A 15,031-nucleotide genomic window follows, 5' to 3' on the forward strand; every position below is an offset into this window, starting at 1 on the left:
AAGGCCATCCAGCAGCTCGACCAGGTCATCCAGGAGAACGCGTCGGCAACGGAAGAGATGGCGTCCACCGCGGAGGAGCTCTCATCCCAGGCGGAGCAGCTCCAGGACATCATCGGGTTCTTCAGGATCGACAGTAAAGGGGTGAAGGCCAAAGGCCGGCAGGAGCAGGTGAAGAAGCCCCTGGCGAAGCATGTACCGGCGATCAGCAAGGCTAACAACGGCCACAGCAAGGAAGAGGGTGTGGCGCTCGACCTGCGGGACGCCTCAAGGGATATCGATACCGAGTTTGAAAGGACATAGCGACGACTGAGGAGGATCTTACTGATGTCATCGATGAACAGTACAAAGCAGTATCTGACATTTCAACTGGGCGATGAGGTCTTTGCAATAGATGTCGCAAACGTCCGGGAAATCCTTGAGTTTACCAGGGTTACCCAGGTGCCGAGGGCGCCGGACTTCATGCGGGGTGTCATCAACCTCCGGGGAAGCGTTGTCCCCGTGGTGGACATGAGGCAGAAATTTGACATGGACAGGACGGAAAAGACTATCAATACCTGCATAGTGGTGGTGGAGATTACCTGCGGCAGTGAGAACATCGTCATGGGAGCCCTCGTTGACTCCGTGCAGGAGGTGTTCGAACTCGAGGCGGCCAACATAGAGCCTGCACCCAGGATGGGCACGCACGTGCGGGCCGATTTCATAAAGGGCATGGGAAAAAGGGATGATTGCTTCATTATTATCCTTGATACCTCAAAGGTGTTTTCCAGTGATGAGTTCGCCGACCTGTCGGACGCAAAGGTTGCGAACGAGTAGAGACGGTTTCAAGTCTCAGGTTTCAGGCAAAAACGGACCGGGAGTCTTCCCCGTCGAATTCCATGGAGAGTTCAAAGGAAGTCTCCCGGTCCGTTTCCATATCCAACGCTTTTCTCCCTGCAAAGGAACAGAACGATCGTCCTGTCTCTGAAACCTGAAACCGTTTTTTATCCTTTCATCATCTCCTGGATCTTTTGAAGCAATTCATGAGGGGAAAGGGGTTTTGCAAGGAAATCGAGCCCTGCCTCGCTTATACCTTTGTCGGAGAGTATGTCTCTTGCATACCCGCTCGTAAGAAGAACCTTGGCGTCGGGCCTCAATGCCTTGACGTGTTCGATCACTTGCCTGCCATTCCTTCGCGGCATGACGACATCGACGATGACGAGGTCTATGCTGTTCTGGTGGGCCGTGAAAGAGTCGATGGCCTGTTGTCCATCGGCGGCCTCGATGACTGTGTATCCCGTTTTTGTGAGAATGTTGCTTGCGAGACGGCGGACCTCTGGATTGTCCTCGGCGAGGAGGATCGTGCCGCTGCCCTTTTTCACGAGGGAAGGCTTCGGACTTCGCCCCCCTGTCTTTTGCTCGACGGCGGGCAGGTAGATGTGGAATGTACTTCCCGCATCTCTTTCGGAATAAGCGGAAATGAAACCGTTATGCTGTTTTACGATGCCGTACACGATCGACAGGCCCAGGCCGGTGCCTTTCCCAACCTCTTTGGTCGTGAAGAAGGGGTCGAAGATGCGCTCCCGGGTCTGCTGATCCATGCCGGTCCCTGTATCGGAGACGGAGATCATCGCGTAGAGGGAACCCTTTCCATGGTGGGACCTGAAAAAACTGTCGTCAGGGCGGACGTGTCCGGCCTCTATGGAAAGCATCCCGCCCGAGGGCATTGCATCCCGGGCATTGGTAGCGAGGTTGATGAGGACCTGCTGGATCTGCGTAATGTCCGCCATGATGGTGATACCCGGGGTCATCAGCGAAATCTTGAGGTCTATATCTTCCGAAAGGAGCCTCTTCAGGAGGTTCTCGACCCCGGAGATGATGTCGTTGACATCGTGATGCTTGACGTCGATCGTCTGTTTCCTGCTGAAGGCAAGAAGGCTCTGTGTAAGACTGACCGCCTTTTCCGATGAAGCGAGGATCTCCTCGACGTAGGCATGAAGAGGGTCTTCTGCCTGCATCTCCATTTCCAGAAGGTTGCCGTAACCGATGACGGCGGTGAGGATGTTGTTGAAATCATGGGCGATGCCGCCGGCGAGCTGGCCGATGGCCTCCATTTTCTGGGACTGAAGGAGCTGGGCTTGCAGCCTCGCTCGTTCCTCTTCCGCCCGTTTTCTCTCGCTGATGTCGTGGGCGAAGGCGAAGATGTATTCGTTACCGCGGTATTCCATGTAATTCAGGTTGAGCTCCACGGGGAACTTGGTCCCGTTCTTTCTCCTGTAGTTAGATTCTATCGTCATGGAATGTTTTGCCTTGAGATTGGGACAGAACTGGCGGTTCCACCGGTTGTAAGGGAAATCCTCATCCCATGCCCTGACATTCATGCCGAGGATCTCCTTCTCCGTGTAGCCAAGGGAATCCAGAGCTGCCTTGTTGACGCGCAAAGCTTTGCCGCCCATGCTCAACCAGAATGTCGGTATGGCCGATTGGTCTACCGAAAATCGTGTCATTTTCAGGAGCTCATCGGTGTTCTTCCTCTCGGTGATGTCAAAGATAATGGAGCAGATATACCCGATGCCCCCGTATTCCATGTAGTTCCCATATATCTCGACGGGATAGCGAGAACCGTTCCTGCGTCTCAGGCGGGATTCGAAGACAATGCTGCCCTGGTCCTTCACCTTGTCCCAATGGTCTTTCCAGACCGCGGACGGGAAGCCGGGATCGATATCGGGGAGGTGGAGGTTCAGCATTTCCTCCCGCGTATATCCTGTAGAGCGGGAGGCCTCATCATTGCTGTACATTATCCGAGCGTCCTCGCCTATCCAGAGGATGATGGCGGCTGCCTTATCAACGGTGAATTGTGTGAGGAGCAGCTGTTGCTCCGCTTTTCTACGCTCCGTGATATCCCTGACGAATGTGCAGTTGTACTCCTGCCCGCGGTACGAGAAATAGCTGCCGGAGATCTCCACGGGATAGACGCTGCCGTCCTTCTTGCGGTGATAGGCTTCCGTAAGCAGGAATCCAAGAGCCTTTTTTTGCTTCCAGTGTAAGCCCCAGCCCTCCTTCGTGAGATGGGGATCAATGTCATAGATGGTCATTGACAGGAGTTCCTCGCGGGAATATCCTGTCGTCCTGCATGCAGCCTCGTTTACGTAGATGATGCGGGCATCCTTGTCCAGCCAGAAGATGCAGTCGACGACGCGATCCACGACCGCCTGCGTGAAGTTGAGCCGTTCCTCCGTTTTCTTGCGCCCCGTCACGTCGATTGCGGTGATGATGCGGTATTGCTTTCCGGGGAAATCCAGCAGGCTCCCCGTGACCTCAACGTCCATGACCGTACCGTCCTTCTTCACGTGGCACGAAGGAGCAGCGCATCGATTCTCGGTCGGTTTTGCAAGTATATCGAGAAGTGCGGGGATCTCCTGCGACGCGACGAGGTCCATGAGGGTCATGGAGAGAAATTCCTCGCGGCTGTACCCGTAGTTCCTGAGGGCGGTGTCGTTGACATCGACTATCTCAAGGGTCTCGAGGTCGTAGACAAGGGAGGGGAAGGGGTCTTTGTTGAACATCTGGCGGTATCTCAGTTCGCCCGCCCGCAATGCTTCCTGCACCTTTTCCCGGGCAATAATGTCGCGGGCCTGTCGAATGTTCTGCACCGCGAGAAGGGAAAGCTGCTTGGCCATGAGGGAAATGGAACGGCATATCTTTTCGAACTTTCCCCGTGTCATGCGGGGGACATCCGCAAGGGCGCGGCGATATCCCCTGCGGTCCACTCCCGCGGCTTCCGCTGCGGCGAGAAGCGCTTCCATGTCGGCGTTGGTGTCCAGTACCTGTCCTACAAGCCAGCTTGCGAGGCGGTGCCTGCCGGCGGTGATAGGAACGATCCCATAAAGGAGTCCGCATCGCGGGCATTGCTCTATGACTGGTTCCGGGCCATTCATATGCGTGCTGGTAAGAGAAGGGCCCATGCAGGTGAGGAAGGTCAGGCCGTCATTTCTGGCAAGGGTGTTCAAAACGGTGCTGAAACCGACATATTCGGTGAGCGGCCTGCCCGAGCGGTCGAGAAGGACCGAAGCGACACCAAAGGCTTCCGCGAAGGTCCTCTGGAGGTCCTCTATATCCTTTAGATCCAGAAGATCGGCGAAGCCGACCTGTGTTGCCCTTGAAGGCCGGCCTTTCCCCATACCCGATTTATTGGAGGCTTCTTTGCCGCGCCGTCCGGGGCGGCTCCCTGCATGCTTTGAGGGTCTCGTTGTATCCTCCGCGGGCATCTGCTTTTCCAAGGATGGTGTTATCTCAACTATCGTATCATCAAAACCTGAATTGTATTAAGCTTTTTCTGTCACATACTCCCGGCGGCGGCAACCTCGAAATGGAGCCTGTTGGAGGTCACATCAGCCAGGACTACCTTGATCGTTACGGCATCACCGACACGATAGCTCTTCCTGGTCCTGCCCCCCGTTATCCTGAAACGGTCTTCCTCGAAGTGGTAATAGTCGTCACTGAGGCTTGAAACGAGAACGAGACCCTCCACGAACACCTCCGAAAGCTCTACGAAGAACCCGAAGGAAGTGACGTGGGAGATGATGCCCTCGAAGACCTCTCCGACCCTGTCTTTCATATAAAGGATGCGGACCCTGTCTTCAAGCTCACGCTCGGCATCCATTACGAGACGCTCCCTTTCCGAGAGGCGAGTGGCCATCTCGGCCAGTTCCTCCTCGTTATAGGCGGGCGGTCTGCCCGCAAGGGCGCCTTTCAATATCCTGTGACAGACAAGGTCGGGATACCTGCGTATGGGAGATGTGAAATGGAGATAGCTCTCCGATGCAAGGCCGTAATGACCCCGGTTATGGGCGAAGTAACGGGCCTGCTTCATCGAGCGCAGGAGGACCCGGTTGACTATGAACTCGTACTTGGTATCGCAGACATTGTTGAGCACTTCCTGCAGGGCGCGGGAAGAAGCGGTCTTCTTGTACCCGATCCCCAGGCCCTGAAGGAGTCGTTCGAAGTCGCGGAGCTTGTCCATTTCAGGGGCCTCGTGGATCCTGAAAAGAGCCGGGATGCCCCGTGACTCAAAATAGCGTGCGACCGCCTCGTTCGCCGCTATCATGAACTCCTCAATGATGCGGTGCGAATAAAGGCGCTGTGCCCGAATGATCTGGCTGATACCTCCCTTGATGTCGAGAGTGACCTCTGGTTCGGGAAGGTCGAAATCGATGCTGCCCCTTTTCTCGCGCGCGCAGGTGATGAGCCCCGCAAGCTCGGCCATGTCGGTAAGGTCTGCAAGGCAGGTCTTGAGTTTGCGCCGGGTTCTTCCGTCGTTGCCCACGACGGCCTTTTCGACGGCCTCGTAGGTCAGGCGCATGACGCTTCGTATGATCGAGGGATGAAAGGAGGCGTTTGTGACCGCGCCGTCTCTGTTGAACTCAAGTGTTGCGGTGACCGTGTACCTATCTTCGAGAGGATTGAGGCTGCATATGCCGTTGGAGAGCATCTTCGGCAGCATGGGAAGGACCCTGTCGGGAAAATAGACGCTCGTACCGCGCTTATAGGCCTCCTGGTCAAGGGCTGAGCCCGCCTTCACGTAATGAGAGACATCGGCGATGGCCACATGGAGAATGAAACCCGCAGCCCTTCGCTCGATGGCTACGGCGTCGTCGAAGTCCCGGGCGTTCTTCCCATCGATAGTGACGAACCTGAGATCTCGTTGATCTTCCCGCCCCCGCGATGTGAGGGTCGTCACCGCTTCGCGTGCCTCTTCCTCAACGAGTCTTGCAAAGCGCCGGGAAAGGGAATGCTTGTATTCGATGAACCTTCCGACGGCCGCGACACTTGTCAGGTCGCCAAGGACCTTCTGGATCCTGCACTCCGGCTCTATTTTCTCGCCGGGGAAGGCGGTAACTTCAGCGACGACCAGTTCACCGTCCCCGATATCCTTGTTTGGCGTGGGAACAAAATATTCAGTGTTATATCGGTAATCTTCTGGTATTACATAAAGACGTTTATCATGGAATTTAGTAAACCCTATGATATTGTTGGATTTACGCTGAGTTATACGTATGACCTTACCTTCCGGCTTGCCCCGTGAATAGTGGTCGAGCCTCACGGTGACACGATCGCCGTGGACGGCGTTATTGAAATTGCGGGACGATACGAAGACGTCCTTGGTCCCTTCGGCGTCGGGTATGACAAAACCGTTGCCGCTCCGGGTGCACCATAGTGTCCCGGAAACGAGGTCCATTTCCTTCGTCAGCCCGAACCTCTTGTTCCTCAGTTCTATCACCCGGCCCTTTGCAATGAGGGTGCCGAGGATCCGCAACAGTTCCCGGCGGTTCGGCCGTGCGCGCCTGAAGGCGATTTCGAGTTCTTCGATGCCGACGGGACGCCGTGCACCGGAAAGCGCCCTGAGGACCTGGGCGTCGGTGATGGGCTGGGTCTCCTTTTTCCTTTTTCTCATAAGTTCCTTAATGTGCGCCTTCCACCTTATACCACGTTTGCAAGGCGCTTCCAACCCATTAGGGGGCACAGCAGTTGATATTTACCGGTCAACCCTCTATAATGATGGTTTGGAAGGGAAATGGATTATACCATAAAGATAGGCGGGGAGGCGGGGCAGGGGATACAGACGATAGGCGATGCCCTTGCAAAGGTGCTGTCGAGGCTGGGATACCACGTCTTTACCAATCAGGATTACGAATCACGGATCCGCGGCGGGCACAACTTCTACCAGATACGCCTGGCCGATCAGCCCGTCTATGCGCCCCGCAGAGACCTTGATATCCTTGTTGCCTTCGACAGGGCGTCGATCACGCTTCATGAACGCGAGGTCGCCGGACAGGGCATCATCGTCTATGACTCGTTATTGTTGAAGGAGAGTTTCAAGGGGCCTCAATTCTTTGATGTCCCTTTTGCAAAGCTCGCCGCGGACATGGGCGCAGAGCGGATAGCAGCCAATACGGTGGCTACCGGGACCATTCTGGGCATGCTGGGCTTTCCCCTGGATCCCCTTTTCGAGATCATCAAAGGCTTGTTGAAGAAGAAGGACGATGGGACACGGGAACAGAACAGGCTGGCCGCCATAGCCGGCTACGAGCATGCAGTGAAGAATTGCGGGCGCTGTGCCTTTACCCTTCATTCCACGGGCACCCCCAGGATGCTTGTCGGCGCCAATGATGCCATCGGTTTCGGGGCGCTGGCGGGGGGCTGCGGATTTTACAGTGCCTATCCCATGACACCCTCCACTGGCATCATGCTTTTTCTCAGTTCAAAGGCGAAGGAATACGGGATGGTTGTCGAACAGGCGGAAGACGAGATAGCCGCCATCAATATGGCGCTCGGGGCTTCATTTGCCGGGGTCCGGTCAATGACGGGAACATCGGGGGGTGGTTTTGCTCTCATGACGGAGGGTCTTTCCCTTGCCGCCATGACGGAGACTCCCATCGTTATCGCCCTCGCCCAGAGACCAGGTCCTGCGACAGGACTGCCGACGAAGACCGAACAGGCCGATCTCCTCTTTGCCCTCAACGCCGGTCATGGTGAATTCCCCCGCGTCATATTCGCGCCGGGTGATCCGCGGCAGGCCTTGTCCCTGACTGCGAAGGCATTCGACCTTTCCCAGAAATACCAGGTCCCCGTATTTGTGATGACCGATCAATATCTTTCCGACACGCAATGGACGATGGAGAGTTTTTCAGTCGATGATCTCCCGATGCACGACTACCGCGCCGCAGCCGAGGAGCTTGATGGTTTCGATGGATACAGAAGACACGCTTTCACATCCACGGGTGTGTCGCCTTTCGGGATACCAGGGAAAACCAGGCACGTCGTTGTCACTGATAGCGATGAGCACGGCGAGGCGGGGCATATCATCGAGGATGCAGAGACGCGGAAAAAGATGGTGGAGAAACGGCTCTTCCTGAAGGTCGACGCTATCAGGGATGAGATATCCCCCCCCTTGTTCCTCGGCTCAGAGGAGCCAGAAACCGTCCTGGTATCATGGGGTTCGACATACGGTGTTGTCAGGGAAGCAGTGGAACTCATGGCCGAAAAGAAGATGGCGATGCTTCATTTCAGCGAGATATTCCCCTTTCCCCGCCTGAAGGATCATCTGGAGGTGCTTAAGAGGGCAAGGAGAACGATCTCCATAGAGAACAACGCGACGGGTCAGTTCGCCCGGTTGCTGAAGGACCAGACGGGTTACGGGGTCACGGACATGATCCTGCGGTACGATGGGAGACCGTTCCTGGTCGAGGAACTCCTGGAGGAGCTCAGTGGAAGGACTTGACAGATATCTGGGGGAAGTACCGGCCTGGTGCCCGGGGTGCGGAAATTATTCCATTTTGAAGGCCTTCAAGGAGGCCCTTGAAGCCGAAGGTATCGAACCCCACCAGTTTTGCATCGTGTCGGGTATAGGACAGGCGGGCAAGTTTCCTCACTACATCCGCTGCAATACCTTCAACGGGCTTCACGGAAGGGCGCTTCCCGTTGCAACGGGGATAAAGCTTGCCAATCATAGGATGCTCGTCGTGGCCGTCGGCGGAGACGGCGATATGTACGGCGAGGGGGGAAACCACCTTCTTCATACCATGAGGCGCAACATCGGCGTGAAGCTCTTCGTTCACGACAACCAGATCTACGGACTCACAAAGGGGCAGGCCTCGCCCACGAGCATGGAGGGCATGGTAACCAAGAACCAGCCTTTCGGTGTCCTTTCGGAGCAGTTCAACCCAATGGCGATGGCGGTGGCTTTGGATTGCGGTTTTGTGGCGAGGGGTTATGCGGGCGACCATGAACATCTCAAAGAGCTCATCCGGTTGGCTTTCAACTATGACGGGTTTTCCCTTGTCGACATACTCCAGCCCTGCGTTTCCCTGAACAAGGTCAATACATATGAATGGTATGGGAATAGGGTCTATCGCATGGGAGACGAACACGATCCCCGGGACAGGGTGAAGGCCTTTGCAAAGGCGCTGGAGTGGGGTGACAGGATACCTCTCGGCGTGATATACAGAAATGATCGCCCATGCCTGGAGAAGAGAATTCCTGTCATAAGCGGAGCGCCTCTCGTGGACAGGTTGGCCAGGTGGCAGGAGCTGAAGGAAAAGCTGTCTGCATCTCTGAAGGAATTCTACTGAACCACAAGTCGTGTTCGAAGGAGGAGGAGGGAATGAATCTCAAGGCTATTCAGAAGATTTGCTACGGTGTCTACATTATCAGTTCGACGAAAGATGGGAAACTGAACGGGCAGATAGCCAACACGGCCTTTCAGATCACGTCGGATCCGCCGACGATGGCCATCAGTATCAACAAGCAGAACCTGACCCATGATTATATATCGTCAAGTAAGGTGTTCACCGTCTCGATCCTTTCGAAATACGCTCCCATGACGCTTATCGGCAAATTCGGTTTCAAGTCCGGCAGGGACATTGACAAATTTGCGGACACCGGTCACAGGCCGGGCGGAACAGGCGCGCCCATCGTCCTCGACAGCACCGTCGGTTTCCTCGAGTGCGAGGTCCTGAACATGACCGACGTGGGCAGTCATACGATATTCATAGGCAAGGTGATCGATTGCGATCTTCTGAGCGACGCCGAGCCGATGACCTACGCATACTATCATACGGTCAAGGGCGGAAAATCGCCGAAGACGGCTCCCACATATGTGCAGGAAGACGCGCGGCCCGTGTCGCCCGTGGATTCAGGCAAGTACGTCTGCAATGCCTGCGGTTGGGTCTACGATCCGGCCGAGGGTGTTCCCCAGATAGGCATCGCTCCGGGAACCCGGTTCGAGGACCTTCCGGACACGTTCACCTGTCCGATCTGCAACGCGGCGAAGAGCGAATTTTCAAAAGTATAACGGAGAGTGAATATGACTGGCATACTGCGGGACACAAACTTTGAGACCCTGGGAACACCGAAGAAGGGCAAGGTTCGCGACATTTACGATCTGGGCGATCAATTGCTCATCGTGGCCACAGACAGGCTTTCGGCCTTTGACGTTGTCCTTCCCACGGGCATAGAGGACAAGGGAAAGATCCTCACGAAACTCTCCCTTTTCTGGTTCAGGCAGATGGAGGATGTCGTCCCCAACCATATCATAGAGACGGATGTGGATAGATATCCAGCGGCCCTGGAGAGATACGCCGAGGCGCTCAGGGACAGGAGCATGCTCGTCAGGAAGGCGAAGGTTCTGCCCGTCGAGTGCGTCGTCAGGGGATATCTTGCGGGTTCCGGCTGGAACGAATACAAAAAGTCGGGAACAGTGTGCGGAATCAGCCTCCCCGGAGGGCTCAAGGAGTCCTCGAAGCTTGCAAAACCCGTCTTCACGCCCTCAACGAAGGCCGACGAAGGACACGATCTCAACATCTCCTTTGAAGAGGCGATGAAGATCATAGGCGACGATTACGCGAAGAAGGTGCGCGACACGAGCATCGCCATCTACGAAAAGGCGCGGGACATAGGGGAGAAAAGGGGCATCATAGTCGCCGATACCAAGTTTGAGTTCGGCGTCATCGAAGGCAATGTATTCCTTATAGACGAGGTGCTTACCCCCGATTCGTCCCGTTTCTGGTCGCTCAAGGATTATGCCCCCGGCAAGTCTCAGGACAGCTACGACAAACAGATAGTTCGCGACTATCTCAACACCCTCGACTGGCCGAAGACCTACCCCGGCCCTGAACTCCCCCCGGAGGTAGCGAAGAAAACGTCGGAAAGATACAAAGAGATCTACAAGATCCTCAGCGGGGAAGAAGTGTAGAGGAGCATTTGTACTTCTTCTCATACTTCTGCTTCAGGGCGTATACGTCCCTCATTATCTCTTTACCGGGCAGTCCCCGGGATGTGACCTTCCTGATGTAATCGTCGATCATCGGTTTGGTGACCCGCGCTATCTCCTTCTGATCGGCGACGGACAATCGGATGACCTCATGGTTGTATTTCTTCTTCGACCATTCGAGGGCCTCTCTGACATGGTTGTCCACATAGGCTCCGGTCCATTCCGCCTGCTCCCTTGCAAGGCCGTCGATGACCTTCTTCACATCGTCAGGAAGGGAGTCCCATCTCTCCTTGTTCATGACGACGGCAAAGGACACGACAAAAAGGTTGGCCTCTGTCGCATAAGGAAGGTATGAAGAGAAGTTAAAGTCCTTCAGTATCTCCATGGAGGAGACGTTTCCCTGGACTATCCCTTTCTGGATGGCCTCGGGGGCCTCGGATTGGGGCATTCCTACGGGCATCGCGCCGATTCGCCTGAGCACATCCGTCCCCGTCCCCGAGGTCCTCAATTCCATTCCCTTGATCTCCCTGAGGGACCTTACGGGTACCTTCGTCATGAAGTCGGCGGGCGGGCAGGTGAAGACGGTGATCACCTTTACCCTGCCGAATTCCCTGGGCTGATATTTCTGAATAAGGTCGAACAGGGCCATACTGGATGCCCGGGCGTTCTTGAAACCGACGGGCAGATCGATGGCCTCGGAGACGGGAAACCTTCCCGGCTGGTAGCTCATTGCGAAGTTACCGACATCAGCCATGCCTGTGACTACGCCGTCAAAGATGTTCTTCGCCGGCAGGAGGGTACCTCCGGGAAAGGTCAGGACCTTCACCCTGCCGCCCGTTCTCTTTTCGACCTCCCTGGCCCATCTCTCCATCTGGACGGAGGGGAAGGTGGACGCGGGCGGGAAGTTGGCGTACTTGAGCGTGATGGACGCCGCCTGCCCTCCGGAATTGACAAGAAAGACGGCGGCGAAAATGAAGATCGCCGTGAGTAATGACAGACTCCTTTGTTTTTTCATCGTACAACCTCCTCATTTAATGAATGTCCTGATCTGCACAAAAAAGGCCACAGGTTATTGAAAACCCATGGCCCTAAAACTAGAAAGGCCATGGACGGCGCGAAACCGTCCATGGCCGAACATTTACGGTCTCACACCTTCTATGTCCGCCACCACCAAGCCCATTCTGAATTCATGATACGACGCTCCGTTGTTTTTTGCATGGCCTGTTTTTATCATGGAAATGCGGTGAGTGTCAACAAATTCGTTGACAGGACCTGTTTTGCGGCTATTCCTTGCCCGTCATTGTCTCTGCGGTCCTGTAAGCCTCGATGAGGCTCGCGGGATCGGCGACGCCCTTGCCGGCTATATCGAAGCCGGTGCCGTGGCCCGGCGATGTCCGCACGAAAGGCAGCCCCAGCGTGATATTGACGGTCTTCCTGAAGTCGATGGTCTTTACCGGTATCAGGCCCTGGTCATGATACATGGCGATGTAAGCGTCGCAGTCGATATTGTGAAAGAGGGAATCGGCTGGGTAGGGGCCTGATACATCCATGCCCATTCCCTGAGCCCGGAGTATGGCCCGCGTGATGCCGTCCTCCTCGTGCCCGATGAGGCCCTGCTCTCCGGCGTGAGGGTTGAGGCCGCACACCTTGATGGCCGGGCGGTTGATCGAGAAGCGCTGCTGAAGTGAGAGGGAGGTGGTGGCTATGGAACGGAAGACCTTCTCTTCCGTTATCTGAGCCGGCACGGTCGCGAGGGGGATGTGGATGGTAACGAGGCTCACCCTTATCCTCGGGTTTGCGAGCATCATGATGTAACTGTCCACTCCTGCCGCATGGGCGAGAAGCTCAGTATGACCCGGAAAGGGAATGCCGCCGAGACGGAGCGAGGATTTGGCTATGGGACAGGTGACAATGGCCGACACGTCGCCGGTGAATACACGCTTCAACGCCTCCTCGATATATCCGTATGAGGCTCTGCCGCAGCTGCCGTTCGACCTGCCGGGCACAACGGTATCGATGAGCCCGAGGTCGATGAATTCAACATCCCCGAAAGCACCCCGTCCCGCCGCCGCGAAGGAAGGCCGCGGCAGGGAAGGCAGCCTGGCCCAAAGCGCGTCTAGAACCGTGATGTCTCCGATGACCACAGGTATGCTTCGCAGGGCAAGGCGGGAAAGCGAGCTCAATATGATCTCGGCGCCTATGCCGGCAGGGTCGCCCATGGTAACGGCTATGCGGTCCATGATCGAGGAGCCCTTTCCCGCAGGTCCTTCATGACGTATATGATCTGCAGGCTGTTGGAGACAATTTTCCAGTCATGCGTTGGGAAACCTAGATCTTGACCTCAATATAGGAGGTCTTCTTAAGCTTGTCCATATAGTCACGGTAACGCTTGTTCGATTCCTCCATGACCATGCGTTCGTTGATGACCTTCTTGACGGCCTCGTATGGGAGGACGTCGGCCTTCTTAACATCGATGAGCTTCAGTATGTGCAGGCCGTATTGCGTGGGGACGACCATGGTGAAAGACCCCGGGGCGAGATTTCTCAAGGACTCCCTCAGGGTGGGCAGAAGGTCGCTTCTCTTTACGAAACCGATATCCCCTCCCTGCTTGGCGGAAGGATCATCAGAGAGGCTGCGGGCCACATCCGCAAAGGGTGTTCCCGACGTCAACTGCGTATATGCCTTATCCGCCCGTTCCCGGATGTCCGGGTGCTGACCGGAGATATATATTTGCTGGAGATGGAACTCCTCCTCGCGAAAAAGGTCCTGATGGCTGTCGTAGTAATTCCTCAGGCTCTGTTCCGTTATCTTGATCTCCGTGGAGACCACGCGTATGAGGAGCCTGGTCCTGAGGATGTTCAGCCTGATACCCTCCGTGAACTGCACGTAGGTGACATTGTCCTTTCTCAACTGTTCCTTCAACTCGGCGTCGGTGATGAGATTCTGTTTTTTGATGCCTTCGACGAAAGCCGCCACTTCGCTGTCCGTCACGACGATCCCCATTTTCTTTGCCTGTTGTTTGATGAGGATGCCCTCTACGTAGGTCTCGAGCCTATCCTTCATCTGCAGGTTTCTGAAATACTCGTCGATAGAAGTGAATTTCGTTCGTTTCTCGATCTTGACGAAGGCCTCGAAATCCTTGAGGGTGACGATGTCGTCGTTAATGATGGCGATGACCCGGTCGATGACCTCGGCCTGGGCGCCAAGACCGGTCAGGGTGATAAGGGCTGCAGCGATGATGAGTCGTGGTATGAGTTTCATTTGCTCTTTGGTACCGTTTCCTTGCCTGACGGGGTTGCCGTCCCTGTCTTGGATCCCGCAGGCTTGCTTGATGGGGTCTCCTTAACTTCAGGTTTTGCAGTTGTCGCTTCGGGTTTTGCAGCACCCGTTGGAGCCTGATCCTTCAAAAGGTCTTCGTTGATGGTGATCTTGGCCTTTTTCTTCAATTCCTCGATGTACTTGTCGAGCACTTCCTTCTGGGTGTCCTGAACGAGCTGCTGCTTGATGAAATCCTTTACCTCTTCGAACGGGACGTACGCTGGCGGTCTTGTCCCCTCGAGCCGTATTATGTGATAGCCGAACTGGGTTTTGACGATGCCGCTCGTCTGGCCCACCTTGGAAAGCTTGAATGCCGCTGCCTCGTACTCGGGCAAAAGGGTGCCTTTGGGATGGAAACCGACCTCGCCTCCCGTTGTCTTGGCATTGGGGTCGATGGAATACCTTCTGGCGAGCTCGCTGAAATCCTCACCGGCCTGCAGTTTATCTCTCACCTGTCTCGCCTCATCCTCGGACTTCAGGAGGATATGGCGGGTGTTGATCTCCCGGTCTTTCCGGAATTTTTCCTTGTTCTTTTCGTAGTACTTCCGGAGGCTTTCCTCGGTGATGTTTGCGCCGGCGGTGAGCTTCTTCTTGAGGAGCGACTCTATAATGAGTTGTTCTCTGATCTCTGCCAGCCTGTTCTCGAACTCCTTGTCCTTTTCGATATTGCCCTTCTGGGCCTCCGCCAGGAGGAGTTTCTTTATGATCAGCCTGTCGAGGTAGGTTCTCTTGCCGCTTTCGGAGGCGACCATCATCTTCATGTTCATAGGTATCTTGTCGAGTTCCTTGTTGAACTCACTCGTGGTGATCTTATCATTGTTTATGGTGACGAGCACCTTGCTATCGTCTTTTTTATCGCACGCAAAGAGACATAGCGCCAAACACAGGCAGATTACCGCATTTTTCATTCTCCACCTCTTCCACCCTTCTCGATTTTGCAGCATATATCAACTTATCTCACCGATA

General features: G+C 55.3%; 12 protein-coding genes and 1 pseudogene. 7 read left to right on the forward strand and 6 right to left on the reverse strand.

What is annotated here, in order from left to right:
- Both PHC90_09360 and PHC90_09365 read left to right on the forward strand, forming a co-directional pair.
- Positions 1 to 300: hypothetical protein (locus PHC90_09360; GenBank protein ID MDD3846557.1), on the forward strand; the 300-nt coding region annotated here is incomplete at its 5' end.
- 33 nt (positions 301 to 333) lie between these two features.
- On the forward strand, positions 334 to 813 hold the full coding sequence (locus PHC90_09365) for a chemotaxis protein CheW (GenBank protein ID MDD3846558.1): 480 nt from the start codon (positions 334 to 336) through the stop codon (positions 811 to 813).
- A gap of 167 nt (positions 814 to 980) precedes the next feature.
- Here PHC90_09365 and PHC90_09370 read toward each other — a convergent pair whose 3' ends face one another.
- Both PHC90_09370 and rnr read right to left on the reverse strand, forming a co-directional pair.
- Positions 981 to 4,244, reverse strand: a complete 3,264-nt coding sequence (locus PHC90_09370) for a PAS domain S-box protein (protein MDD3846559.1) — start codon at positions 4,242 to 4,244, stop codon at positions 981 to 983.
- A gap of 71 nt (positions 4,245 to 4,315) precedes the next feature.
- The gene (gene rnr, locus PHC90_09375) at positions 4,316 to 6,430 is read right to left on the reverse strand and encodes a ribonuclease R (GenBank protein ID MDD3846560.1); all 2,115 of its coding nucleotides are present in this window, start codon (positions 6,428 to 6,430) and stop codon (positions 4,316 to 4,318) included.
- Between the two features lie 120 nt (positions 6,431 to 6,550).
- Here rnr and PHC90_09380 point away from each other — a divergent pair, with 120 nt between their 5' ends.
- From PHC90_09380 to PHC90_09400, 5 genes and pseudogenes are all read left to right on the forward strand, one after another.
- The gene (locus PHC90_09380; GenBank protein MDD3846561.1) at positions 6,551 to 8,257 is read left to right on the forward strand and encodes a 2-oxoacid:acceptor oxidoreductase subunit alpha; all 1,707 of its coding nucleotides are present in this window, start codon (positions 6,551 to 6,553) and stop codon (positions 8,255 to 8,257) included.
- The gene (locus tag PHC90_09385) at positions 8,244 to 9,107 is read left to right on the forward strand and encodes a 2-oxoacid:ferredoxin oxidoreductase subunit beta (protein ID MDD3846562.1); all 864 of its coding nucleotides are present in this window, start codon (positions 8,244 to 8,246) and stop codon (positions 9,105 to 9,107) included. Before PHC90_09380 ends, PHC90_09385 begins: the two co-directional genes overlap by 14 nt.
- Before the next feature lie 32 nt (positions 9,108 to 9,139).
- A pseudogene (locus tag PHC90_09390) lies at positions 9,140 to 9,571 on the forward strand (flavin reductase family protein).
- Between the two features lie 93 nt (positions 9,572 to 9,664).
- The gene (locus tag PHC90_09395; GenBank protein ID MDD3846563.1) at positions 9,665 to 9,829 is read left to right on the forward strand and encodes a rubredoxin; all 165 of its coding nucleotides are present in this window, start codon (positions 9,665 to 9,667) and stop codon (positions 9,827 to 9,829) included.
- Positions 9,830 to 9,841: 12 nt separating this feature from the next.
- Positions 9,842 to 10,729 carry a phosphoribosylaminoimidazolesuccinocarboxamide synthase gene (locus PHC90_09400; GenBank protein MDD3846564.1) on the forward strand — a complete coding sequence of 296 codons (888 nt, stop codon included), beginning with the start codon at positions 9,842 to 9,844 and terminating at the stop codon, positions 10,727 to 10,729.
- Here the strand turns inward: PHC90_09400 and PHC90_09405 are convergent.
- The 4 genes from PHC90_09405 to PHC90_09420 form a co-directional block, all read right to left on the reverse strand.
- Positions 10,710 to 11,762: a TRAP transporter substrate-binding protein gene (locus PHC90_09405; GenBank protein ID MDD3846565.1), complete on the reverse strand. Its 1,053-nt coding sequence runs from the start codon at positions 11,760 to 11,762 to the stop codon at positions 10,710 to 10,712. The genes PHC90_09400 and PHC90_09405 overlap by 20 nt on opposite strands.
- A gap of 268 nt (positions 11,763 to 12,030) precedes the next feature.
- Positions 12,031 to 12,987: a 4-hydroxythreonine-4-phosphate dehydrogenase PdxA gene (gene pdxA / locus PHC90_09410; protein MDD3846566.1), complete on the reverse strand. Its 957-nt coding sequence runs from the start codon at positions 12,985 to 12,987 to the stop codon at positions 12,031 to 12,033.
- Positions 12,988 to 13,075: 88 nt separating this feature from the next.
- Positions 13,076 to 14,008, reverse strand: a complete 933-nt coding sequence (locus tag PHC90_09415; GenBank protein ID MDD3846567.1) for a peptidyl-prolyl cis-trans isomerase — start codon at positions 14,006 to 14,008, stop codon at positions 13,076 to 13,078.
- Complete coding sequence (locus tag PHC90_09420; protein MDD3846568.1) at positions 14,005 to 15,009, reverse strand: peptidylprolyl isomerase; 1,005 nt, start codon at positions 15,007 to 15,009, stop codon at positions 14,005 to 14,007. Before PHC90_09420 ends, PHC90_09415 begins: the two co-directional genes overlap by 4 nt.
- Between the last annotated feature and the right edge of the window lie 22 nt (positions 15,010 to 15,031).

The organism is Syntrophorhabdaceae bacterium (assembly GCA_028698615.1).
GTDB lineage: Bacteria > Desulfobacterota > Syntrophorhabdia > Syntrophorhabdales > Syntrophorhabdaceae > Delta-02.

Bases quoted from the DNA above. Each gene is read 5' to 3' on its own strand.
- PHC90_09380 (MDD3846561.1), top strand. From the start codon at position 6,551: ATGGATTATACCATAAAGATAGGCGGGGAGGCGGGGCAGGGGATACAG.
- PHC90_09370 (MDD3846559.1), bottom strand. From the start codon at position 4,244: ATGCCCGCGGAGGATACAACGAGACCCTCAAAGCATGCAGGGAGCCGC.
- PHC90_09415 (MDD3846567.1), bottom strand. From the start codon at position 14,008: ATGAAACTCATACCACGACTCATCATCGCTGCAGCCCTTATCACCCTG.
- PHC90_09365 (MDD3846558.1), top strand. From the start codon at position 334: ATGAACAGTACAAAGCAGTATCTGACATTTCAACTGGGCGATGAGGTC.
- PHC90_09420 (MDD3846568.1), bottom strand. From the start codon at position 15,009: ATGCTGCAAAATCGAGAAGGGTGGAAGAGGTGGAGAATGAAAAATGCG.
- PHC90_09405 (MDD3846565.1), bottom strand. From the start codon at position 11,762: ATGAAAAAACAAAGGAGTCTGTCATTACTCACGGCGATCTTCATTTTC.
- PHC90_09400 (MDD3846564.1), top strand. From the start codon at position 9,842: ATGACTGGCATACTGCGGGACACAAACTTTGAGACCCTGGGAACACCG.
- rnr (MDD3846560.1), bottom strand. From the start codon at position 6,430: ATGAGAAAAAGGAAAAAGGAGACCCAGCCCATCACCGACGCCCAGGTC.
- pdxA (MDD3846566.1), bottom strand. From the start codon at position 12,987: ATGGACCGCATAGCCGTTACCATGGGCGACCCTGCCGGCATAGGCGCC.